Below are 19,916 nucleotides of genomic sequence, written 5' to 3' on the forward strand. Positions count from 1 at the left end.
GGGACATGGGCACAGCGGTCAGGTCGTACGGGGCGCGGCGGACGGCTGCGGCGGTGCTGCTGGTGGCGTCCCTCGGGATCGCCGGGTGCGGAGCGGCCGGGCAGGGCGGCACCGAGCAGGCGAGCGCGGAGCGGAGCGATTCGGGGGCCGCACGGAGCGGCTCGGGGCCGGCGCGGGGCGAGCAGGGCATGGTCGGGCCCAAGGCGCCGGGTGCCGCGGAGTCGGCCGGCGGGAAGGCCGGTACGGGCAGCGGCAGCAGCGGGAAGCCCGCGCCGGTCGCCACGGCGCAGATCATCCGTACGGCGTCGCTGACCGTCGAGGCCGCGGACGTACCGGGAGCCTTGGCCCAGGCCCGTACGGCGGCCAAGGGCGTGGGCGGCTACGTCGGTGACGAGACCACCGACCGGGACGGCGAGGGGCGGGAACGCTCCCGGGTGGAGCTGCGGGTACCGCCCGAGGCGTACGACGGGCTGCTGGACCGGCTCTCCCGGCTGGGCACGCTCAAGAAGCGCCAGGTCTCGGCGAAGGACGTCACCGACCAGGTGGTGGACACCGGCAGCCGCATCAAGTCGCAGCAGGCCAGCGTGGCGCGGGTACGGGCCCTGATGGACAAGGCCACCTCCATCGGCGACATCGTCACGCTGGAGTCCGAACTCAGCCGCCGCCAGTCGGAACTGGAATCCCTCCAGGCGCGCCTGAAGTCGCTCCAGGAGCAGACCGGCATGGCGACGGTGACGCTGGTGCTCCAGGAACCGGACGCGGCGGCGGACGATGACGGGACCTCCTTCGGGGAGGCGCTCAGCGGCGGCTGGGACGCCTTCACGGAGGGGTTGCGGAGGCTGCTGGTGGCGGTCGGCGCGTCGCTGCCGTTCCTCGCGGCGGGGGCGCTGGTGTTCGTGCTGTGGCAGGTGCTGCGGGGGTGGGTGTTGCGGGCGCGGCGTACACGGTCGCCGGAGGCCGCGGCGGCCCCGGCGCGGGAGGATTCCGCGGAGACCGCACGGGAGGACTCCGCGGAGACCGCACGGAAGGGTGACGAACCAGGGGACCGTTGACAGCCGCGGGCGGTGGGCAAAGACTCGGGACGACAGCGCCGATCTTCGGGCGACAGCTTCGGGCGGACAGCGAGGACAGGGCCGGATGACCGAGCAGGGTGCACGGGACGCACGAGGCGCGTGGGGCGCCCGGGACGTCTACATCGTCGACGCCGTACGGACTCCGGTCGGCAAGTACGGCGGCGCCCTCGCGGGCACCCGCCCCGACGACCTCGCCGCCCACGTCGTCAAGGCCCTCGTGGAGCGCACCCCTGCCCTCGACCCGGCCCGGATCGACGACGTCGTGTTCGGTGACGCCAACGGGGCGGGCGAGGACAACCGCAACGTGGCGCGGATGGCCGTGCTGCTGGCCGGGCTGCCCACCTCCGTACCCGGCGTGACGGTCAACCGCCTGTGCGGCTCCGGTCTGGAAGCCGTCATCCAGGCCGCCCGCTCCATCGCCCTGGGGGACGCGCACATCGTGCTCGCGGGCGGCGTGGAGTCGATGAGCCGCGCGCCGTACGTCTTCCAGAAGCCCGAGCGGGCGTTCCCCGCCGGGCACCAGGAGATGTTCTCCTCGACCCTGGGCTGGCGGATGGTCAATCCGCGCATGGCGCCCGAGTGGACGGTCTCGCTGGGCGAGGGCGCGGAGCTGATCGCCGACAAGTACGGCATCGGACGCGAGCAGCAGGACGCCTTCGCGCTCGACAGTCACCGTAAGGCAGCGCGCGCCTGGGAAGAGGGCGCCTACGACGCCGAAGTCGTACCGCTGCCGGACGTGGACCTGGCGCAGGACGAATCGATCCGTGCCTCGACCTCCGTGGAAGCGCTGGCCAAGCTCCGCCCGGCCTTCCGCAAGGAAGGCGGCACGGTCACGGCGGGCAACGCCTCCCCGCTCAACGACGGCGCCGCGGCCCTCCTCCTCGTCGACGAGGAGGGACTGCGGGCCACCGGCCGGGAGCCGCTCGCCCGGATCGGCGCGAGCGCGGTGACCGGCATCGAGCCGCAACTGTTCGGGCTGGGCCCGGTGGAGGCCGTACGGCGGGCCCTGGACAAGGCGGGGCGCGACCTCGCCGACCTGGCCGCCTTCGAGTTGAACGAGGCGTTCGCGGCCCAGGCGCTGGGCTGCCTCGCCCAGTGGCCCGGACTCGACCCGGACGTGGTCAACCCGCGCGGCGGCGCCATCGCCATCGGGCACCCGCTGGGCGCGTCCGGCGCCCGCCTGGCCGGCGCGGTCGCCCACCAGCTCGCCGCGCGCGGCTCCGGTACGGGGCTGGCGGCGCTGTGCATCGGGGTGGGGCAGGGCTTGGCGCTCGTACTGGAGCACGAGTAACTCGTACGGGAGCGCGAGTAAGGGGGCCGGGGAGCACGGGCTGGGCTGGTCCGGACGTGGGCCGGGCCGGATGCGGGCGGGCCAGACGCGGACTCGTCGTGGACCAGGCCGGTCCAGGCCAAACCAGACCGGATGCACCCCGGCCAACCGCCCACCGAACCCGACCCGCACCGCAAACCCCAGCGCCACGGCCCCGGCACCACGGCCCCGCCGCCCACCCCGATCACCGATGCGGGAGGATGAACCGAACTGGTTCATTCCTCAACCGTTTCGACCGGAGGCCGCGCGCGATGCCCCTGCTCGACCTGGAACACCTGCCCCTGCTGCACGGCGGCGAGACCACCGCGGTCGAACCGGCGACCGGCGAGGCCCTGGCCGCCTTCACCCTCGCCGCCCCCGCCGACGTGGCGAGTGCCGCCGCCGAGGCCGCGGCCGCCCAGCACGCCTGGGCCCGTACGCCGTACACGGAGCGCGCCGCGGTGCTGCGCCGGGCCGGGGACCTGATCCACCGGCACGCGGCGGAACTGTCCGAGTGGATCGTCCGGGAGGCCGGCAGCGTTCCCGGCAAGGCCGGGTTCGAGATACGGACCGCCGCCGAGGAGTGCTACGAGGCCGCCGCGCTCGCCCACCACCCGCTGGGCCAGGTGCTGCCCTCCGCCGCGCCCCGCCACTCGTACACGACCCGGGTACCGGCCGGCGTCGTCGGCGTCATCGCGCCGTTCAACGTCCCGCTCGTGCTCGCGATGCGCTCCGTCGCCCCGGCCCTGGCGCTCGGCAACGCGGTGGTCCTCAAGCCCGACCCGCGCACCGCGGTGTGCGGCGGCCACGCCGTGGCGGCGCTCTTCGCGGCGGCCGGGCTGCCGGAAGGGCTGCTGCACGTGCTGCCGGGCGGCAGCGAGGCCGGGCAGGCGCTGGTCGGCGACCGGCACGTCCGGGTGATCTCCTTCACCGGCTCCACGGACGCGGGCCGCAGCGTCGGCGCGCTCGCCGCCCGGCACCTCAAGCGGGCCCATTTGGAGCTGGGCGGCAACAGCGCCTTCCTGGTCCTGGAGGACGCGGACCTGGACGCCGCGATGTCCGCCGCCACCTGGGCCTCCTTCTTCCACCAGGGCCAGATCTGCATGTCCTCGGGCCGCCACCTCGTGCACGCCTCCCTGTACGACGAGTACGTGGAGCGGCTGGCGGCGAAGGCGGACGCGCTCGCCGTCGGCGACCCGTTCCGCGAGGAGGTCCAGCTCGGGCCGGTCATCGACGGCGGGCAGCGGGACCGGGTGCACGGCCTGGTCGAGGCGAGCACGGCGGCGGGCGCCCGGCTCGCGGCCGGCGGCACCCACCGCGGCCTGTTCTACCGGCCCACCGTCCTGGCCGACGTGGACGACCGCGCGCCCGCCTACGCCGAGGAGGTCTTCGGGCCGGTCGCGCCCGTCCGCAAGTTCCACACCGCCGACGAGGCCGTGGCCCTGGCGAACGACACGCGGTACGGGCTGGCGCTCGGCGTCGTCACCCGCGACACCGCGCGCGCCCTGGAGCTGGCCGACCGCATCCCGACCGGCCTGCTGCACATCAACGACCAGACGGTCAACGACGAGCCGGTCGCGCCGATGGGCGGCTTCGCCGACTCCGGCACCGGCGCGCACTTCGGCGGCACGGCCAACCTCGACGCGTTCACCGAGACCCGCTGGACCACGGTCCGCGGCACCCCGGCCGGGTACCCGTTCTGACCCGTAATCTGCCGGTACGGCCCATGGACGTACCGGCGCCCGTCATGGGCAACCGTGACGTAGAAGACCGGCACACCACGAAGGGAGCATCCGCGATGGCGGAACGGCTGGTGGTCATCGGCGGCGACGCGACGGGCATGTCCGCCGCGTCGCAGGCCCGGCGGCTGAAGAAGCCCGGCGAACTGGAGATCGTCGCGTTCGAACGGGGCCACTTCGCCTCGTACTCCGCCTGCGGCATCCCGTACTGGGTCGGCGGGACGGTCGACGGCCCGGACGACCTGATCGCCCGGACGCCGGAGCAGCACCGCGAGCGCGACATCGACTTGCGGATGCGGACCGAGGTCACCGAACTGGACCTGGACCGCGGCCGGGTCCGCACCCGTGACCTGGACGGCGGCGGCACCGAGTCCTGGACCGGCTACGACAAGCTGGTGATCGCCACCGGCGCACGGCCGCTGCGCCCGCCCCTGCCGGGCATCGACGCGCCCGGCGTGCACGGTGTGCAGACCCTGGACGACGGGCAGGCGCTGCTGGACACCCTCCAGGCCACCGAGGGCACCAAGGCCGTCGTCGTCGGCGCGGGCTACATCGGCGTGGAGATGGCGGAGGCGCTGGTCACCCGCGGCTACGACGTCACCGTCCTGGACCGCGGCGCGCAGCCGATGTCCACCCTCGACCCCGACATGGGCGAACTGGTCCACGAGGCGATGTGCGGGATGGGCATCGAGACGGTGCGCGGCGCGGCCGTCACCGGTGTCCGCACCGACGACTCCGGGCGGGCCTGCGCGGTGACCACCGAGGACGACGGCGAGTTCCCGGCCGACATCGTCGTGCTGGGCCTGGGCGTACGGCCCGAGACGACCCTCGCCGCGCAGGCCGGGCTGCCGCTCGGCGACGCGGGCGGGCTGCTCACCGATCTGTCGATGCGGGTGCGCGGCCAGGACGCCGTGTGGGCCGGCGGGGACTGCGTGGAGGTGCTGGACCTGGTCCTGGGCCGGACCCGGCACATCGCGCTGGGCACCCACGCCAACAAGCACGGCCAGATCATCGGCTCCAACGTCGCCGGTGACTACGCGACCTTCCCCGGCGTCGTCGGTACCGCCGTCTCCAAGGTCTGCGACCTGGAGATCGCCCGCACCGGGCTGCTGGAGGAGCAGGCGAAGTCGGTCGGTCTGCAGTACGTGACCGTCACCGTCGACTCGACCAGCCGCGCCGGCTACTACCCGAACGCCCGCCCGATGCGCGTGAAGATGATGGCCGAGCGGCGCACCGGCCGCCTCCTCGGCGTCCAGATCGTCGGCCGGGAGGGCGCGGGCAAGCGCGTGGACGTGGCGGCGGTGGCGCTCACGGCGCGGCTGACGGTCGAGGAGATGACCGCGCTCGACCTCGGCTACGCGCCGCCGTTCTCCCCCGTGTGGGACCCGGTCCTGGTCGCGGCGCGCAAGGCGGCCGCGGCGGTGCGCGAGGCGGTCGGCTGACGGTACGGCGGGCCGCCGACCGGCGGCCCGCCTGTCGGATCAGCGCGCCTTCGGATCAGCGCGCCGTCTGCTCGTGGACGTACTCGACGAGACGGGTCAGCGCGGCCGGGTCGGTGTTCGGCAGCACGCCGTGGCCCAGGTTGAAGACGTGGCCCTCCAGGCCGGCGGCCGCGTCCAGCACCTCGCGGGCCTTGGTCTCCACCGCCTCACGCGGCGCGAACAGCACCGCCGGGTCGATGTTGCCCTGGAGCGCCTTGCCGGGGCCGACCCGGCGGGCCGCCTCGTCCAGCGGCACCCGCCAGTCGACGCCCACCACGTCCGCGCCCGCCTCGCCCATCAGGCCCAGCAGCTCTCCGGTGCCGACGCCGAAGTGGATGCGCGGGACGCCGTAGCCGGACACCGCATCGAAGACCTTCGCGGAGGCGGGCAGGACGGAGCGTCGGTAGTCGGCCGGGGCCAGCGCGCCCACCCAGGAGTCGAAGAGCTGCACGGCGCTCGCGCCCGCCTCGATCTGCACCTTCAGGAAGGCGGAGGTGATGACCGCCAGGCGGTCGAGCAGGTCGGCCCAGAGCTGCGGGTCGCCGTACATCATCGCCTTGGTGTGCTCGTGGTTGCGCGACGGGCCGCCCTCGACGAGGTAGCTGGCGAGGGTGAAGGGCGCGCCGGCGAACCCGATGAGGGGGGTGGCACCCAGCTCGCCCACCAGCATCCGCACCGCCTCCGTGACGTACGTGACGTCCTCGGGCTCCAGCGGGCGCAGCCGCTCCAGGTCGGCGCGGGTGCGGACCGGCTTCTCGACGACCGGGCCGACGCCCGGCTTGATGTCCAGGTCGATGCCGATGGCCTTCAGGGGCACGACGATGTCGCTGAAGTAGATCGCCGCGTCGACGCCGTGCCGGCGGACCGGCTGGAGGGTGATCTCGGTGACCAGCTCCGGCATCATGCAGGACTCCAGCATCGCGGTGCCCTCGCGGACCTTGCGGTACTCGGGCAGCGACCGCCCGGCCTGGCGCATGAACCACACCGGCGTGTGCGGCACCGGCTCCCGCCGGCAGGCCCTGAGGAAGGCCGAGTCGTACGTAGCGGTCTGCTGCTGGCCCGTCGGGCGGTCGTTGGCGCTCACGCACCAAATCTTCGCACGCGCGCGAGGGCGCCTCCGAATGGGCGACGCGCGCACCGGGTGTCCTCCCTCACCGAGCGGCTCCTTCCGCCTAATCTTCCGGGCATGGCTGCGGCTCACGAACACCTCACGGACAGCGCGGACAATGTCCCCATCCCCTTCCGTCAGGCGATCGAGGCGCTCCGCGCGGCACGGCTGCGTCCCGAGATCGAGATCGAGCCGACGCCCGCGCCCAAGCGCCTCGCGCCCTACGCGTACGCGCTGGAGGCAGCGGTCGTCGAGCCGGGCACCGGCCCCGAAGGGGAGGACACCGACCTCGCCGACGGCAGACTGGTGCTGCTGCACGACCCGGCCGGGCACGACGGCTGGCAGGGCACCTTCCGGGTGGTGACGCTGGCGCGCGCCGAGCTGGAGCCGGAGATGGGCTCCGACCCGCTGCTGCCGGAGGTGTCCTGGTCCTGGCTGACCGGGGCGCTGGACGCGCGCGGCGTGCGGTACGGGGAGCCCAGCGGCACGGTCACCCGCGCCAGTTCGCACTACTTCGGCGGGCTCGCGGAGCGGGCCCCGGCGACCCAGATCGAGATGCGCGCCTCGTGGACCCCGGAGGAGGGGCCGGGCGGGGTGCCGGATCTCGCGGCCCACCTCTGCGCGTGGTGCGACCTGCTGTGCCAGGTGGCGGGGCTGCCGCCGGTGGCTCCCGAGCCGTCGCCGCGCGGCGGGGTCGTACCGCTGCCGCAGCGCCGGGGGCCGCAGGCGCGCTGACGCGCCCGGCGCGTGGATGCACCCGGCGCGTTGATGCGTCGGGGAGCGCGCGCGGGCCGTCCGCACTCCGCCGCCGCGCGGCCTGACCGGGCGGCAGGTTCCGGCCTGCTCCGCGACGCTCGAACGTCTTCACGGCAACCTGCCGCCGCCAGGTCACTCCAAAGTCGATCAAGCGACCGATTTGACCGAAATGAACCAACTAAGTTGAGATCAAACTCTAAAGTCGGCCCGGTTTGGTGCCGAAGAGGTCAGTGACCCTTCAAAGACGGAGCATTCCGACTCGCCCCCACATGTCGGCATCCGTCCCGCCACTCCCCCCAGGAGGCCCGGTGTCAGTTCTCCTCGAGCAACCTTCGAGCCTGGTCGCCTACCGCCCGAACAAGCCGACGGCCATGGTCGTCGTGGCCGACCCTCGCGTCCGCTCCACCGTCACCCGCCACCTGTGGGCGCTCGGCGTGCGTGACGTGATCGAGGCGTCGTCCATCGCGGAGGCCCGTCCCCGCGTCGGCAGCCCGCGCGACATCTGCGTTGCCGACGTCCACCTGCCCGACGGCTCCGGCCTGACCCTGCTGTCCGAGACCCGGGCCGCGGGGTGGCCCAACGGCCTCGCCCTCTCCGCCGCCGACGACATCGGTGCCGTACGCAACGCCCTGGCCGGCGGCGTCAAGGGATACGTCGTCACCGGCACCCGTACCAACCTCGGCCTGCCGGGCCGCCCCGGCGCCGCACCCATCGGCGCCAACGCCGCCCGGATGCACCGCCGCCCCCCGGGCGCCCCCGGCCACCCGGGCGGCTACCGCGAACTGTCCGGCCGCGAGGTCGAGGTGCTGCGGCTGGTTGCGGAGGGCCAGTCCAACAAGGCCATCGGCGTCTCGATGGGCCTGTCCGCGCTGACCGTCAAGAGCCACCTCGCCCGTATCGCCCGCAAGCTGGGCACCGGCGACCGGGCCGGCATGGTCGCCGTCGCCCTGCGCACCGGCATCATCCACTGACTCCGACCGCCGAATCCGCCGTCACGCCCGTCGAGGGAACGTTCCCTCGGCGGGCGCCGTGCATACACAGATACCCTTGACTGGTGACCGACGCCCAAAAGACCGCAGAAGACTCGACACTGCGAACAACCGGAGACTCCCCTCCGGACACCCGCCCGGCGCCGGTCCCTCTACTGGAACCGCGCGAGGGCACCCCCGCCGTCACGGCGGCGGCCGACGAACTTGCCGAAGTCGTGTCGGCCTTCGCGGCCGGCACGGGTCCGGTGGCGGTGGACGCCGAGCGGGCTTCCGGCTACCGCTACGGCCAGCGCGCCTACCTCGTACAACTGCGCCGCGAAGGCGCGGGCAGCGTACTGATCGACCCGGTCGGCTGCCCCGACCTCTCGGCGCTGGGCGACGCCGTCGCCGACGCCGAGTGGGTGCTGCACGCCGCCACCCAGGACCTGCCGTGCCTGCGTGACATAGGCATGATCCCCTCCCGGCTCTTCGACACCGAGCTGGCCGGGCGCCTCGCGGGCTTCGCCCGGGTCGGCCTCGGCGCGATGGTGGAGAACGTCCTGGGCTACGCCCTGGAGAAGGGCCACTCCGCGGTGGACTGGTCCACCCGCCCGCTGCCGGAGCCCTGGCTGCGCTACGCCGCGCTCGACGTCGAACTGCTGGTGGACCTCCGCGACGCCCTGGAGGAGGAGCTGGACCGGCAGGGCAAGCTGGAGTGGGCGCACCAGGAGTTCGCGGCCATCGCCGCCGCTCCCCCGGCGCCGCCCCGCAAGGACCCCTGGCGCCGTACGTCCGGCATGCACAAGGTGCGCCGCCGCCGGCAGATGGCCGTCGTACGGGAACTGTGGACCGCCCGGGACCAGGTCGCCCAGCGGCGCGACATCTCCCCCGGCAAGGTGCTCGGCGACGCCGCGATCATCGAGGCGGCGCTGAACCTGCCGCCCAACGCGCACGCGCTCGCCGCGCTCAACGGCTTCGGGCACCGGATGGGCCGCCGCCAGTTGGAACAGTGGCAGGCCGCCGTGGACCGCGCCCGCGCCCTGCCGGACAGCGAGCTGCCGCAGCCCGGCCAGCCGCTGAACGGTCCCCCGCCGCCCCGCTCGTGGGCCGACAAGGACCCGGCCGCCGCGGCCCGGCTCTCCGCGGCCCGTACCGCGGTGACCGCGCTGGCCGAGGAGCTGAACCTCCCGCAGGAGAACCTGATCACCCCCGACACGGTGCGGCGCCTGTGCTGGGAGCCGCCCGCCGACCCCTCCGAGGAGACGGTGGCCGCCGTACTGGCCGGGCACGGCGCCCGTCCCTGGCAGATCGAACAGGTCGCCCCGATCCTCACCGAGGCCCTGCACACCACCGGAGCCTGATCCTCCGGGGGCGGACCGGGAATCCCGGCCCGCCCCCGCCGGCTCAGTCCCGGCCGTCGCGCCCCACCGGCCCGGTCCCGGCCGACATGCCCCGCAGGCTCGGTCCCGGCCTACGCGCCCCGACCGACCAGTCCTGACCGACTGCCCACCGGCTCAGTCCCGGTCGACGTGCTCGCGCAGCACCTTCCGGTCCGTCGCGTCCACGTCGTACGTGGTCTTGTTCCAGTCGTTGGTGGTCACCACGTCCACCGACCAGATCTCCTTCTTCTGGTCGTTGGTGTCCAGCTCCACGGCCGTGACCGTGCCGCTCTTCTTCCCGGTCGCCGTGTCCGCCGCCTGCCGCGCCGTGACACTCGCCCGACCGAGCCGGTCCGCCAGTTTCTTCTTGTCGTCGCCGTCCTCGTTCTCGGTCCGCGGCTTGTCCGCCTTACCGGTCACCGCGTCGACCCGTACGGCGCTCTCCGTACCGTCCGAGGCCGCCACCTTCGCGTGCCACTCGGGCTTGCCGCCCGCCCCGCGCTTCAACTCCACCGACACCGGCTTGGAGTCCGCCACGGCCTCCGTCGCGGCCTTCAGCGCCTTGTCGTACGAGATCTTGGCCTGGGGGACGAGCGCCTTGCGGGAACGCTGGTCCTCGGTCATCTGCCCCAAGGCCCCGGAAGACTCCCCGCCCGACGCCGACGGCGCCGCGACCGACGGCGCCGCGGCCGACGCCGAGGGCGAGGCCGAGTTCTCCTTCCCGCCTCCCCCGCCGTCGTCCCCGCACCCGGCCAGCAGGGCCCCCGCCGCCGCGACGGCGCACACAGCGATACCGGCACCTCGAACACGCTTGGTCATACCACCGCTCCCATCCGTATCCATACGGGCACGATAGGTCCGTGATGTCACCCTTGCCCCCCGGCACCACGCGCCCGGCCCACCTCACCACCCCGGGTGCCCGGCCGCCGTTCCCTCACGCACCGGGGGCGCCACCCCCACACCCGGCCCCCGTCGGCGAAGTCGACATTGTGACCTTCGCCGCTTACCCCGGAGGGGCTGGGCAGCCCGGTTACCCGCAAGTAGCATGAGGGGCGTGACGCGCCTCCGGGCGCGCCCGCAGCAGTGCCATCCCGCACCTGGAGGAGAGCCAACGTGCCTCGTACCGCTAGGGACGTCGTCTTCGTCGACGGCGTCCGCACCCCGTTCGGCAAGGCGGGCCCGAAGGGCATCTACCACGAGACCCGCGCCGACGACCTGGTCGTCAAGTGCATCCGGGAGCTGCTGCGCCGCAACCCGGACCTCGACCCGGCCCGGATCGACGAGGTCGCCCTCGCCGCCACGACCCAGATCGGCGACCAGGGCCTGACCCTGGGCCGTACCGCCGGCATCCTGGCCGGCCTCCCGCAGTCCGTCCCCGGCTTCTCCGTGGACCGGATGTGCGCCGGTGCCATGACCGCCGTGACGAGCATCGCCGGCGGCGTCTCCTTCGGTGCGTACGACATCGCGGTGGCCGGCGGCGTCGAGCACATGGGCCGCCACCCCATGGGCGAGGGCGTCGACCCCAACCCGCGCTTCGTCAGCGAGAAGCTGGTCGACCAGTCCGCCCTCTTCATGGGCATGACGGCGGAGAACCTGCACGACCGCCTGCCGCACCTCACCAAGCAGCGCGCCGACGAGTACGCCGTGCGCAGCCAGGAGAAGGCCGCCAAGGCGTACGCCGACGGCAAGATCCAGGCCGACCTGGTGCCGATCTCGGTGCGCCGCACCAACGCCGAGGCCGGCGAGACCGGCTGGGGCCTGGTCACCGCCGACGAGCCGATGCGGCCCGGCACCACGCTGGAGAACCTGGCGGGCCTCAAGACGCCGTTCCGTCCGCACGGCCGGGTCACCGCGGGCAACGCGGCCGGTCTCAACGACGGCGCCACCGCCTCGCTGATCGCCGCCGAGGACGTGGCCCGCGAGCTGGGCCTGCCGGTCAAGATGCGCCTGGTGGACTACGCCTTCGCGGGCGTGGAGCCCGAGGTCATGGGCATCGGCCCGGTCCCGGCGACCGAGAAGGCCCTCGCCAAGGCGGGCCTGACCATCGACGACATCGGCCTCTTCGAGATCAACGAGGCGTTCGCCGTCCAGGTGCTGTCGCTGCTGGACCACTACGGCATCGCGGACGACGACCCGCGCGTCAACCAGTACGGCGGCGCGATCGCCTACGGCCACCCCCTCGCCTCCTCCGGCGTACGGCTGATGACGCAGCTCGCGCGGCAGTTCGAGGAGCAGCCGCAGGTCCGCTACGGCATCACGACCATGTGCGTCGGCTTCGGCATGGGCGGCACGGTCATCTGGGAGAACCCGCACTTCGAGGGAGCAGGCAAGTGAGCACCACGACAGAACTGCTGAAGGGCGCGGCCGAGCTGTTCCCGGACGAGGTCGTCACCCAGGCGCACGTACGGCACCTGGAGCTGCCCGGGGCCGGCACCTTCGCGCTGATCACGCTGGACAACGGCCTGGACCACACCAAGCCGACCACCTTCGGCCCGCAGTCGCTGGCGAACCTGAACGCCGCGATCGACCAGGTCGAGGCGGAGGCCGCGGACGGCAAGATCGTCGGCGTCGGTGTCACCGGCAAGCCGTTCATCTTCGCCGTCGGCGCCGACCTCAAGGGCGTCGAGCTGCTCAAGCGGCACGAGGACGCGCTGGCCATCGGCAAGGGCGGCCACGACGTCTTCAAGCGGCTGTCCGGCCTGGCCGTGCCGACCTTCGCCTACTACAACGGTGCCGCGATGGGCGGCGGCGTCGAGGTCGGTCTGCACTGCACGTACCGCACCGTCTCCAAGGCGCTGCCCGCCTTCTCGCTGCCCGAGGTCTTCCTCGGCCTGGTGCCCGGCTGGGGCGGCTGCGTCCTGCTGCCGAACCTGATCGGCGCCGACCGCGCGGTCTCGGTGATCATCGAGAACTCGCTCAACCAGAACAAGCAGCTCAAGGGTCAGCAGGTCTACGACCTGGGCATCGCCGACGCGATCTTCGAGGGCGCGGACTTCCTGGAGCAGTCGCTGCTGTGGACCGCCTCGGTCCTCAAGGGCGACACCGAGGTCGTACGGGCCGACGTCGACCGCGGCGAGGCGTGGGACCAGGCCGTGCAGCGCGGCAAGGGCATCGCGGACAGCAAGGTGCACGGCGCCGCCCCGGCCGCGTACCGCGCGCTGGACATCATCGCCGCCGCCAAGAACGGCGACCTGCGCCAGGGCTTCGACGCCGAGGACCAAGCCCTCGCCGACCTGATCATGGGCGGCGAGCTGCGCAGCGGCATCTACTCGTTCAACCTGGTGCAGAAGCGCGCCAAGCGTCCCGCCGGTGCCCCGGACAAGTCCCTCGCGCGCCCGGTCACCAAGGTGGGCGTGGTCGGCGCGGGCCTGATGGCCTCCCAGCTCGCGCTGCTGTTCGCGCGCCGCCTGGAGGTGCCGGTCGTGCTGACCGACATCGACCAGGCGCGGATCGACAAGGGCGTGGAGTACGTCCACGGCGAGATCGACAAGCTGCTCCTGAAGGGCCGCGTCAACCAGGACAAGGCCAACCGCCTCAAGGGCCTGGTCAGCGGCCACCTCGACAAGGCCGCCGCGTTCGGCGACGCGGACTTCGTCATCGAGGCCGTCTTCGAGGAGATGGGCGTCAAGCAGCAGGTGTTCGCCGAGGTCGAGGCGGTCGTGCCGGAGCACGCCGTGCTCGCCACCAACACCTCGTCCCTCTCGGTCACCGAGATGGCGTCCAAGCTCAAGCACCCCGAGCGGGTCGTGGGCTTCCACTTCTTCAACCCGGTCGCGATCCTGCCGCTGCTGGAGATCGTGCGCGCGGAGAAGACCGACGACGCGTCGCTGGCCACCGCCTTCTCCGTCGCCAAGTCGCTGAAGAAGACCGCCGTGCTGGTCAAGGACGCCCCGGCGTTCGTGGTCAACCGCATCCTGACCCGCTTCATGGGCGAGATCCAGAACGTCATCGACGAGGGCACCCCCGTCGAGACCGCCGAGAAGGCCGTCGAGCCGCTCGGTCTGCCGATGTCGCCGCTGGTGCTGCTGGAGCTGGTCGGCCCGGCGATCGGCCTGCACGTCTCCGAGACGCTGCACGGCGCCTTCCCGGACCGCTTCACCGTCTCGCCGAACCTGGCCGCCGTGGTCAAGGCGGGCAAGCGCGGCTTCTACGTGTACGACTCCGGCAAGCCGGAGCTGGACCCGGAGGTCAAGGCGCTGCTCAAGCAGGGCGACACGGTGCTGACCGAGGAGCAGGTGCGGGACCGCGTCCTGGACGCCGTGGCGCAGGAGATCGGCCTGATGCTGGACGAGGGTGTCGTCGCCGAGGCGCAGGACATCGACCTGTGCCTGATCACCGGCGCCGGCTGGCCCTTCCACCTGGGCGGTATCACGCCGTACCTGGACCGTGCGGGCGTCTCGGAGCGCGTCAACGGCAAGAAGTTCCTGGCCCCGGGCATCGCGAGCGTGCCCGCGTAAGGCAGGACAACCGTTTCACCGGCTGCCCTGGTACCGCTGTTCTCAGTGGTGCCAGGGCAGTTGTACGGGTGCGGTCGGCGTCCGGCCGTCACGTACGTCGGCGAGCAGCGGCGGCAGCCCGTACGGGAAGACGGTCTCGGCCGTCGTCGCCAGTTCGTCCACGGGCCACCAGCGGTGCCCCGTGACGGAGGCGGTCTCGTGTTCCTTGAAACCGCTGGTGTCGACCGGGTACGGCGCGACGTGGTGCAGGAAGAAGACGTCCTCGAACAGGCCGCTCGCCCAGGGTAGTTCCGCGTATCCGGAGGTACGGGCGACCAGCGGCCCCAGCGCCTCCGGCGCGAGCCGCAGCCCGGTCTCCTCCGCCAGCTCCCGCGCCGCTGTCTCGCGCAGCGACTCCCCGTCGGCCACGCTGCCGCCGGGGGTGAACCAGCAGTGCCCGGCGTCGGGGCGGGCGGGGTCGAGGTGGCCGCGGAAGAGCAGCAGACTGTCGTCCGTCCCGAGGAGCAGAACGCGGGCGGAACGGCGTACGGGAGCGGCGGCCTGCGGCGGCGTGGTGGTTTCGGGCATCCGGGCAGCGTAGGCCGCGGCCGCGTCGCGCGACAAAGGGTTTCTCCGCGTCCCTGGGTCCCCCGTGCCACGCTGGACCCATGAGCACTCTGGTGGTCGTGGACGCGGCCAACGTGATCGGGTCGGTGCCCGACGGCTGGTGGCGCGACCGCCGCGCGGCGGCCGAACGGCTGCGGGACGCACTGGCGGGCCGGGCGGCCGACGGGCACGGACTCCCCGGGCTCGAACCCGGCGGACCGCCCGTCGAGCTGGTCCTCGTCGTCGAGGGCGCGGCCCGGGGCGTGGCACCCGTACCCGGTGTGGAGGTGGTCGAGGCGCCGGGCAGCGGGGACGACCGCATCGTGGAACTGGTGCGGGAGGCGGACCGGGGCCCGGACTGCGTGGTCGTCACCGCCGACCGCGGGCTGCGGGCGCGCGTGGCGGCGTTGGGGGCCCAGGTGGCCGGGCCGCGTACCGTCCGGCCCGGGCACGGCGGCTGACGGAACCCGGCCCGCCACCCGGCCTCACCCGCGACCCGTCCGCCCGTCCGCCCGCCCGTTCATCCGGCTGTGGCCACGCCCGTACGCGAAGTACACGACGAAGCCGATCAGCATCCACACCCCGAACCGCAGCCAGGTCTCCGCGGGCAGGTTGAGCATCAGCCACAGCGAGGCCAGGACCGACAGGGCCGGGACGAACGGCACCAGCGGTGTACGGAAGGAGCGGGGCAGGTCCGGCCGGGAACGGCGCAGGATGACGACGCCGAGCGCGACCACGACGAAGGCGAACAGGGTGCCGATGTTGACCAGTTCGGCGAGTTCGTCGATCGAGGTGAACCCGGCGACGACGGCGACCACGGCGCCCAGCGCGACGGTCGAGCGGTACGGGGTGCCGAAGCGCGGGTGGACCTGCGAGAACAGCTTCGGCAGCAGGCCGTCGCGGCTCATCGCGAAGAAGACCCGGCTCTGGCCGAGCAGCAGGATCATGCAGACCGAGGTCAGGCCGACGGCGGCGCCGAAGCTGATCAGCCCGGCCCAGAACGGGTGCCCGACGGACTTGAAGGCGTCGGCGAGCGGGGCGTCCGTGGACAGTTCGCTGTACTTCTGCATGCCGGTGACGACGATCGACACGGCCACGTACAGCACCGTGCAGATGGCGAGCGAACCGAGGATGCCGCGCGGTACGTCGCGCTGCGGCAGCCGGGTCTCCTCGGCGGCGGTGGCCACGATGTCGAAGCCGATGAAGGCGAAGAAGACGACCGCGGCGGCCGCGAAGACGCCCATCACGCCGAAGTCGGCCGGGGTGAAGCCGAAGACGAGCTGGGACAGCGGCGCCGCGAGGCCGTCGCCGCCCTCGGTGGCCCGGCTCGGCGGGATGAACGGCTCGTAGTTGGCGCCGGTGATGAAGAAGGCGCCCGCGATGATGACGAGCAGCACGACGGTGACCTTGATACCGACGATCACCGAGGTCACGCGGGACGACAGCTTCATGCCGACGACGAGGATCGCCGTCAGGACGAGGACCAGGACGCAGGCGAGCAGGTCGAAGCCGAAGGTGCCCTCGTGCGTGCCGGACAGTCCTCGCGGCAGGTGGACCCCGGCGGTGTCCAGCAGCGAGCGGACGTAGCCGGACCAGCCGACGGCGACCACCGCGCAGCCCAGCGCCAGCTCCAGCACCAGGTCCCAGCCGATGATCCAGGCGGGCAGCTCGCCGAGCGAGGCGTACGAGAAGGTGTACGCGGAGCCGGCGACCGGCACGGTCGAGGCGAACTCCGCGTAGCAGAGCGCGGCCAGCGCGCAGACCAGGCCGGCGACGACGAAGGAGAGGGCGACGGCCGGGCCCGCCGTCTCCTTGGCGATCTTGCCGGTGAGGACGAAGATGCCGGTGCCGATGACCACACCGACGCCGAAGACCGTCAGGTCGAGGGCGGACAGGGACTTCTTGAGCGCGTGCTCCGGCTCCTCGGTGTCCCGGATCGACTCCTCGACCGTCTTGGTCCGGAACAGGCCGTCGCGGCGCCCCCGGGCGGGGTCCGCGCCACCGCCGCCGCGCTCCGGTCCGCTTCCCGTGCCCCGCTGGGTACTGCTCATGGGCCAACCTCCGCCTGGACGACCGTCGCGACTCGTGAACTGACCGAGTCTGCGCAATGGTCGGGACGAGTACGGTGCGGCGGGCCTGTACGCGGCGGGGATTCACCCGATGGTACGGACGGGTGGATATGCCGACGGGCCGGTGGTTGCACCCGTTCGGGTGGCCCACCGGCCCATCGTATGACCGTTCAGCGATGTTTGTGCAGAGTTGCGCGCCGGGTTTGTGCCGCCTTGGGCGTCGTGTGTTCGTCCGGTGAACGGCCGGTACGAGCGGTCAGCCGTTCGTGGGGACGTGTCCACGGGACCCGCGCGCATCCCCCACAGGAGGAACCGGCCGCGCCGGTTCCTCCTCCCGTCGGCGGTGGCCGCCGTCAGTCGCGGGCGGCCTCGGCGCGCCCGGCGCCGTCCGCGGCGGCCACGGACTCCGCCGCGTCCACGGACCGGTCGGTGTCCTCGTAGCGGCCGTCGATCTTGGAGACCAGGCCGGTCACCTGCCGGGCGATGTCCGGCGCGGTGAGCCCGATCTCGGCCAGGATCTCCTTGCGCGAGGCGTGGTCGAGGAACCGCTCGGGGATACCGAAGTCCCGCAGCGGCACGTCCACGCCCGCGTCCCGCAGCGCCTGCGCGACCGCGGAGCCGACACCGCCGGAGCGGCTGTTGTCCTCGACCGTGACCACGACGCGGTGCGCGTCGGCGAGGCCCGGCAGCGCCGCGTCGACCGGCTTGACCCAGCGCGGGTCCACCACCGTCGTCGAGATGCCCTGCTTGTCGAGCAGGTCGGCGATCTCCAGGCACATCGGCGCCAGCGCGCCCACCGACACCAGCAGCACGTCGGGCCGCTCGACGCCCTCGCCGGGCTCGCGCAGCACGTCCATGCCGCCCACCCGGCCCACGGCCTGCACGGCCGGGCCGACCGCGCCCTTGGAGTAGCGCACCACGGTCGGGGCGTCGTCGACGTCGACGGCCTCGCGGAGCTGGGCGCGGACCTGGTCGGCGTCGCGCGGGGCCGCGATCCGCAGGCCGGGCACGACCTGGAGGATCGACATGTCCCACATGCCGTTGTGCGACGCGCCGTCGGTGCCGGTGACACCGGCCCGGTCCAGGACGAAGGTGACGCCGCACTTGTGCAGCGCCACGTCCATCAGAACCTGGTCGAAGGCGCGGTTGAGGAAGGTGGCGTAGACCGCGAAGACCGGGTGCAGGCCGCCGGTGGCCAGGCCGGCGGCGGACACCGCGCCGTGCTGCTCGGCGATGCCGACGTCGTAGACCCGGTCCGGGAACGCCTTGGCGAACTTGTCCAGGCCGACCGGCTGCAGCATGGCGGCCGTGATCGCGACGATGTCGGGGCGCTCACGGCCGAGCTCGACCATCTCCTCGCCGAAGACGGAGGTCCAGTCGGCGCCGGAGGAGGCGATCGGCAGGCCCGTGTCGGGGTGGATCTTGCCGACGGCGTGGAAGCGGTCCGCCTCGTCCTGGAGGGCGGGCTGGTAGCCGCGGCCCTTCTCGGTGAGGCAGTGCACGATGACCGGGCCGCCGAAGCGCTTGGCGCGCTGCAGCGCCGACTCCAGGGCCTCGATGTCGTGGCCGTCGATCGGCCCGACGTACTTCAGCCCCAGGTCCTCGAACATGCCCTGCGGCGCGATGAAGTCCTTCAGGCCCTTCTTGGCGCCGTGCAGCGTCTCGTACAGCGGCCGGCCGACGACCGGGGTGCGCTCCAGCAGGTCCTTGCCGCGGGCGAGGAAGCGCTCGTAGCCGTCGGTGGTGCGCAGGGTGGCGAGGTGGTTGGCGAGGCCGCCGATGGTGGGCGCGTAGGAGCGCTCGTTGTCGTTGACGACGATGACCAGGGGGCGGTCCTTGGCCGTCGCGATGTTGTTCAGCGCCTCCCAGGCCATGCCGCCGGTCAGCGCGCCGTCCCCGATGACCGCCACGACATGATCGTTTTTGCGCAGCACCTCGTTGGCCTTGGCCAGGCCGTCGGCCCAGCCCAGCACGGTGGAGGCGTGGCTGTTCTCGATGACGTCGTGCTCGGACTCGGCCTGCGAGGGGTAGCCGGACAGGCCGCCCTTCATCTTCAGCTTCGAGAAGTCCTGCCGGCCGGTGAGCAGCTTGTGGACGTAGGACTGGTGCCCGGTGTCCCACAGCACCTTGTCCTTCGGGGACTCGAAGACCCGGTGCAGGGCGATGGTCAGCTCGACCACGCCGAGGTTGGGTCCGAGGTGCCCGCCGGTCTTGGAGACGGCGTCGACGAGGAAGGTACGGATCTCCCCCGCCAGCTGTTCCAGCTGCTCCGGTCCGAGTCGGTCCAGATCGCGCGGTCCCTTGATACGGGTCAGCAGCGCCACCCGTGCCTCCTTGCTGTCGAGCTGGTTCGAGCGATTCGTGCCGCTTGGTGCAGCTTCGCCTGTTTGTAGCTGGCTCTGGCTGGTCGAGCTTGCCGATCCGCCGAGTCTAATGTTCCGCTTGCGACGGCGGAGAACGGGCCGTGCGATGTATGTCACGCGGATGGCCGTTATGCGGCTCTGCTCCCCCGGCGGGCACGACCTTCGACCGAAAACCTGCCCTCAGGCGCGTATCCGACCCCGCGAACGGGGGTGGCCGGCGCTCTGACGGCCCTCCCGGGCCCGCCCGGGCGGCCTGCGAACCGTCGCTCACGGAACGGCCACCGCGGCGCCACCACGGTTACTCTGCGTAACCTGCCCGGCGTGCCGCAGGGCGCCGCAGAGGCCACAGGTGCCGGCCATGAGCCCGCCGCTACGGAACCCGTCCGCCTGCGTGGCCGGCCTGCGCAGGGCCCGCACGGCAAGTGATCCGGGGCCGGCCGTCATCAGAACAACCCATCACGATGTGCCCGAATGCCTTGGAGCTGGAGCTCTCGTACATCGGCCCCTGGCCCAGCAAGCGGCGTCGGGCCGGGTCCGTCGTCCCGCCTCCGTCGTCGGCGTCGAGCAGGCCGTGACACTCAGCGCGGTGGCCAGGCTGTACGGCCGCGGCAACAACAAGGTTTCCGCCC

Annotated in this window: 15 protein-coding genes; 10 read left to right on the forward strand and 5 right to left on the reverse strand. The window is 72.8% G+C overall.

Features of this window, described 5'->3' with window-relative positions; translation table 11 throughout:
* Positions 1-5: 5 nt before the first annotated feature.
* The 4 genes from EJG53_RS08885 to EJG53_RS08900 all read left to right on the forward strand — a co-directional run bounded on the left by EJG53_RS08885 (position 6) and on the right by EJG53_RS08900 (position 5,563).
* Positions 6-1,052: a DUF4349 domain-containing protein gene (locus EJG53_RS08885; protein ID WP_125044401.1), complete on the forward strand. Its 1,047-nt coding sequence runs from the start codon at positions 6-8 to the stop codon at positions 1,050-1,052.
* A gap of 85 nt (positions 1,053-1,137) precedes the next feature.
* The gene (locus EJG53_RS08890) at positions 1,138-2,364 is read left to right on the forward strand and encodes a thiolase family protein (RefSeq protein ID WP_125044402.1); all 1,227 of its coding nucleotides are present in this window, start codon (positions 1,138-1,140) and stop codon (positions 2,362-2,364) included.
* A 290-nt stretch (positions 2,365-2,654) separates the two neighbouring features.
* Positions 2,655-4,085 carry an aldehyde dehydrogenase family protein gene (locus EJG53_RS08895; RefSeq protein ID WP_125044403.1) on the forward strand — a complete coding sequence of 477 codons (1,431 nt, stop codon included), beginning with the start codon at positions 2,655-2,657 and terminating at the stop codon, positions 4,083-4,085.
* 95 nt (positions 4,086-4,180) lie between these two features.
* Complete coding sequence (locus EJG53_RS08900) at positions 4,181-5,563, forward strand: FAD-dependent oxidoreductase (protein WP_125049267.1); 1,383 nt, start codon at positions 4,181-4,183, stop codon at positions 5,561-5,563.
* 55 nt (positions 5,564-5,618) lie between these two features.
* Here the strand turns inward: EJG53_RS08900 and hemE are convergent, their stop codons facing one another.
* The gene (gene hemE, locus EJG53_RS08905; RefSeq protein WP_125044404.1) at positions 5,619-6,686 is read right to left on the reverse strand and encodes a uroporphyrinogen decarboxylase; all 1,068 of its coding nucleotides are present in this window, start codon (positions 6,684-6,686) and stop codon (positions 5,619-5,621) included.
* Positions 6,687-6,788: 102 nt separating this feature from the next.
* Between hemE and EJG53_RS08910 the strand changes: the two genes are divergently transcribed.
* The 3 genes from EJG53_RS08910 (at position 6,789) to EJG53_RS08920 (ending at position 9,795) form a co-directional block, all read left to right on the forward strand.
* Complete coding sequence (locus EJG53_RS08910) at positions 6,789-7,445, forward strand: DUF3000 domain-containing protein (protein ID WP_125044405.1); 657 nt, start codon at positions 6,789-6,791, stop codon at positions 7,443-7,445.
* Positions 7,446-7,774: 329 nt separating this feature from the next.
* The gene (locus EJG53_RS08915; protein WP_003985651.1) at positions 7,775-8,437 is read left to right on the forward strand and encodes a response regulator transcription factor; all 663 of its coding nucleotides are present in this window, start codon (positions 7,775-7,777) and stop codon (positions 8,435-8,437) included.
* 83 nt (positions 8,438-8,520) lie between these two features.
* Positions 8,521-9,795 carry an HRDC domain-containing protein gene (locus EJG53_RS08920; protein ID WP_125044406.1) on the forward strand — a complete coding sequence of 425 codons (1,275 nt, stop codon included), beginning with the start codon at positions 8,521-8,523 and terminating at the stop codon, positions 9,793-9,795.
* 153 nt (positions 9,796-9,948) lie between these two features.
* Here EJG53_RS08920 and EJG53_RS08925 read toward each other — a convergent pair whose 3' ends face one another.
* Positions 9,949-10,632, reverse strand: coding sequence for a PepSY domain-containing protein (locus tag EJG53_RS08925; protein WP_167515079.1), 684 nt, complete (start codon positions 10,630-10,632; stop codon positions 9,949-9,951).
* Positions 10,633-10,926: 294 nt separating this feature from the next.
* On the opposite strand from EJG53_RS08925, the gene EJG53_RS08930 reads away from it, so the two are divergent.
* Both EJG53_RS08930 and EJG53_RS08935 read left to right on the forward strand, forming a co-directional pair.
* On the forward strand, positions 10,927-12,147 hold the full coding sequence (locus tag EJG53_RS08930; protein WP_125044407.1) for a thiolase family protein: 1,221 nt from the start codon (positions 10,927-10,929) through the stop codon (positions 12,145-12,147).
* Complete coding sequence (locus EJG53_RS08935) at positions 12,144-14,270, forward strand: 3-hydroxyacyl-CoA dehydrogenase NAD-binding domain-containing protein (RefSeq protein WP_125044408.1); 2,127 nt, start codon at positions 12,144-12,146, stop codon at positions 14,268-14,270. Before EJG53_RS08930 ends, EJG53_RS08935 begins: the two co-directional genes overlap by 4 nt.
* Positions 14,271-14,312: 42 nt before the next feature.
* Here the strand turns inward: EJG53_RS08935 and EJG53_RS08940 are convergent, their stop codons facing one another.
* Positions 14,313-14,837, reverse strand: coding sequence for an NUDIX hydrolase (locus tag EJG53_RS08940; RefSeq protein WP_125044409.1), 525 nt, complete (start codon positions 14,835-14,837; stop codon positions 14,313-14,315).
* 80 nt (positions 14,838-14,917) lie between these two features.
* Between EJG53_RS08940 and EJG53_RS08945 the strand changes: the two genes are divergently transcribed.
* Positions 14,918-15,316 (forward strand): NYN domain-containing protein, encoded by a 399-nt coding sequence (locus tag EJG53_RS08945; protein ID WP_125044410.1) that lies wholly within the window; start codon positions 14,918-14,920, stop codon positions 15,314-15,316.
* Between the two features lie 24 nt (positions 15,317-15,340).
* On the opposite strand, the gene EJG53_RS08950 is transcribed toward EJG53_RS08945, so the two are convergent.
* Positions 15,341-16,906 carry an amino acid permease gene (locus EJG53_RS08950; RefSeq protein WP_244955059.1) on the reverse strand — a complete coding sequence of 522 codons (1,566 nt, stop codon included), beginning with the start codon at positions 16,904-16,906 and terminating at the stop codon, positions 15,341-15,343.
* A 371-nt stretch (positions 16,907-17,277) separates the two neighbouring features.
* Complete coding sequence (gene dxs / locus EJG53_RS08955) at positions 17,278-19,248, reverse strand: 1-deoxy-D-xylulose-5-phosphate synthase (RefSeq protein ID WP_125044411.1); 1,971 nt, start codon at positions 19,246-19,248, stop codon at positions 17,278-17,280.
* Positions 19,249-19,916: the final 668 nt, after the last annotated feature.

Source organism: Streptomyces chrestomyceticus JCM 4735, from assembly GCF_003865135.1.
GTDB classification, from domain to species: Bacteria; Actinomycetota; Actinomycetes; order Streptomycetales; family Streptomycetaceae; genus Streptomyces; species Streptomyces chrestomyceticus.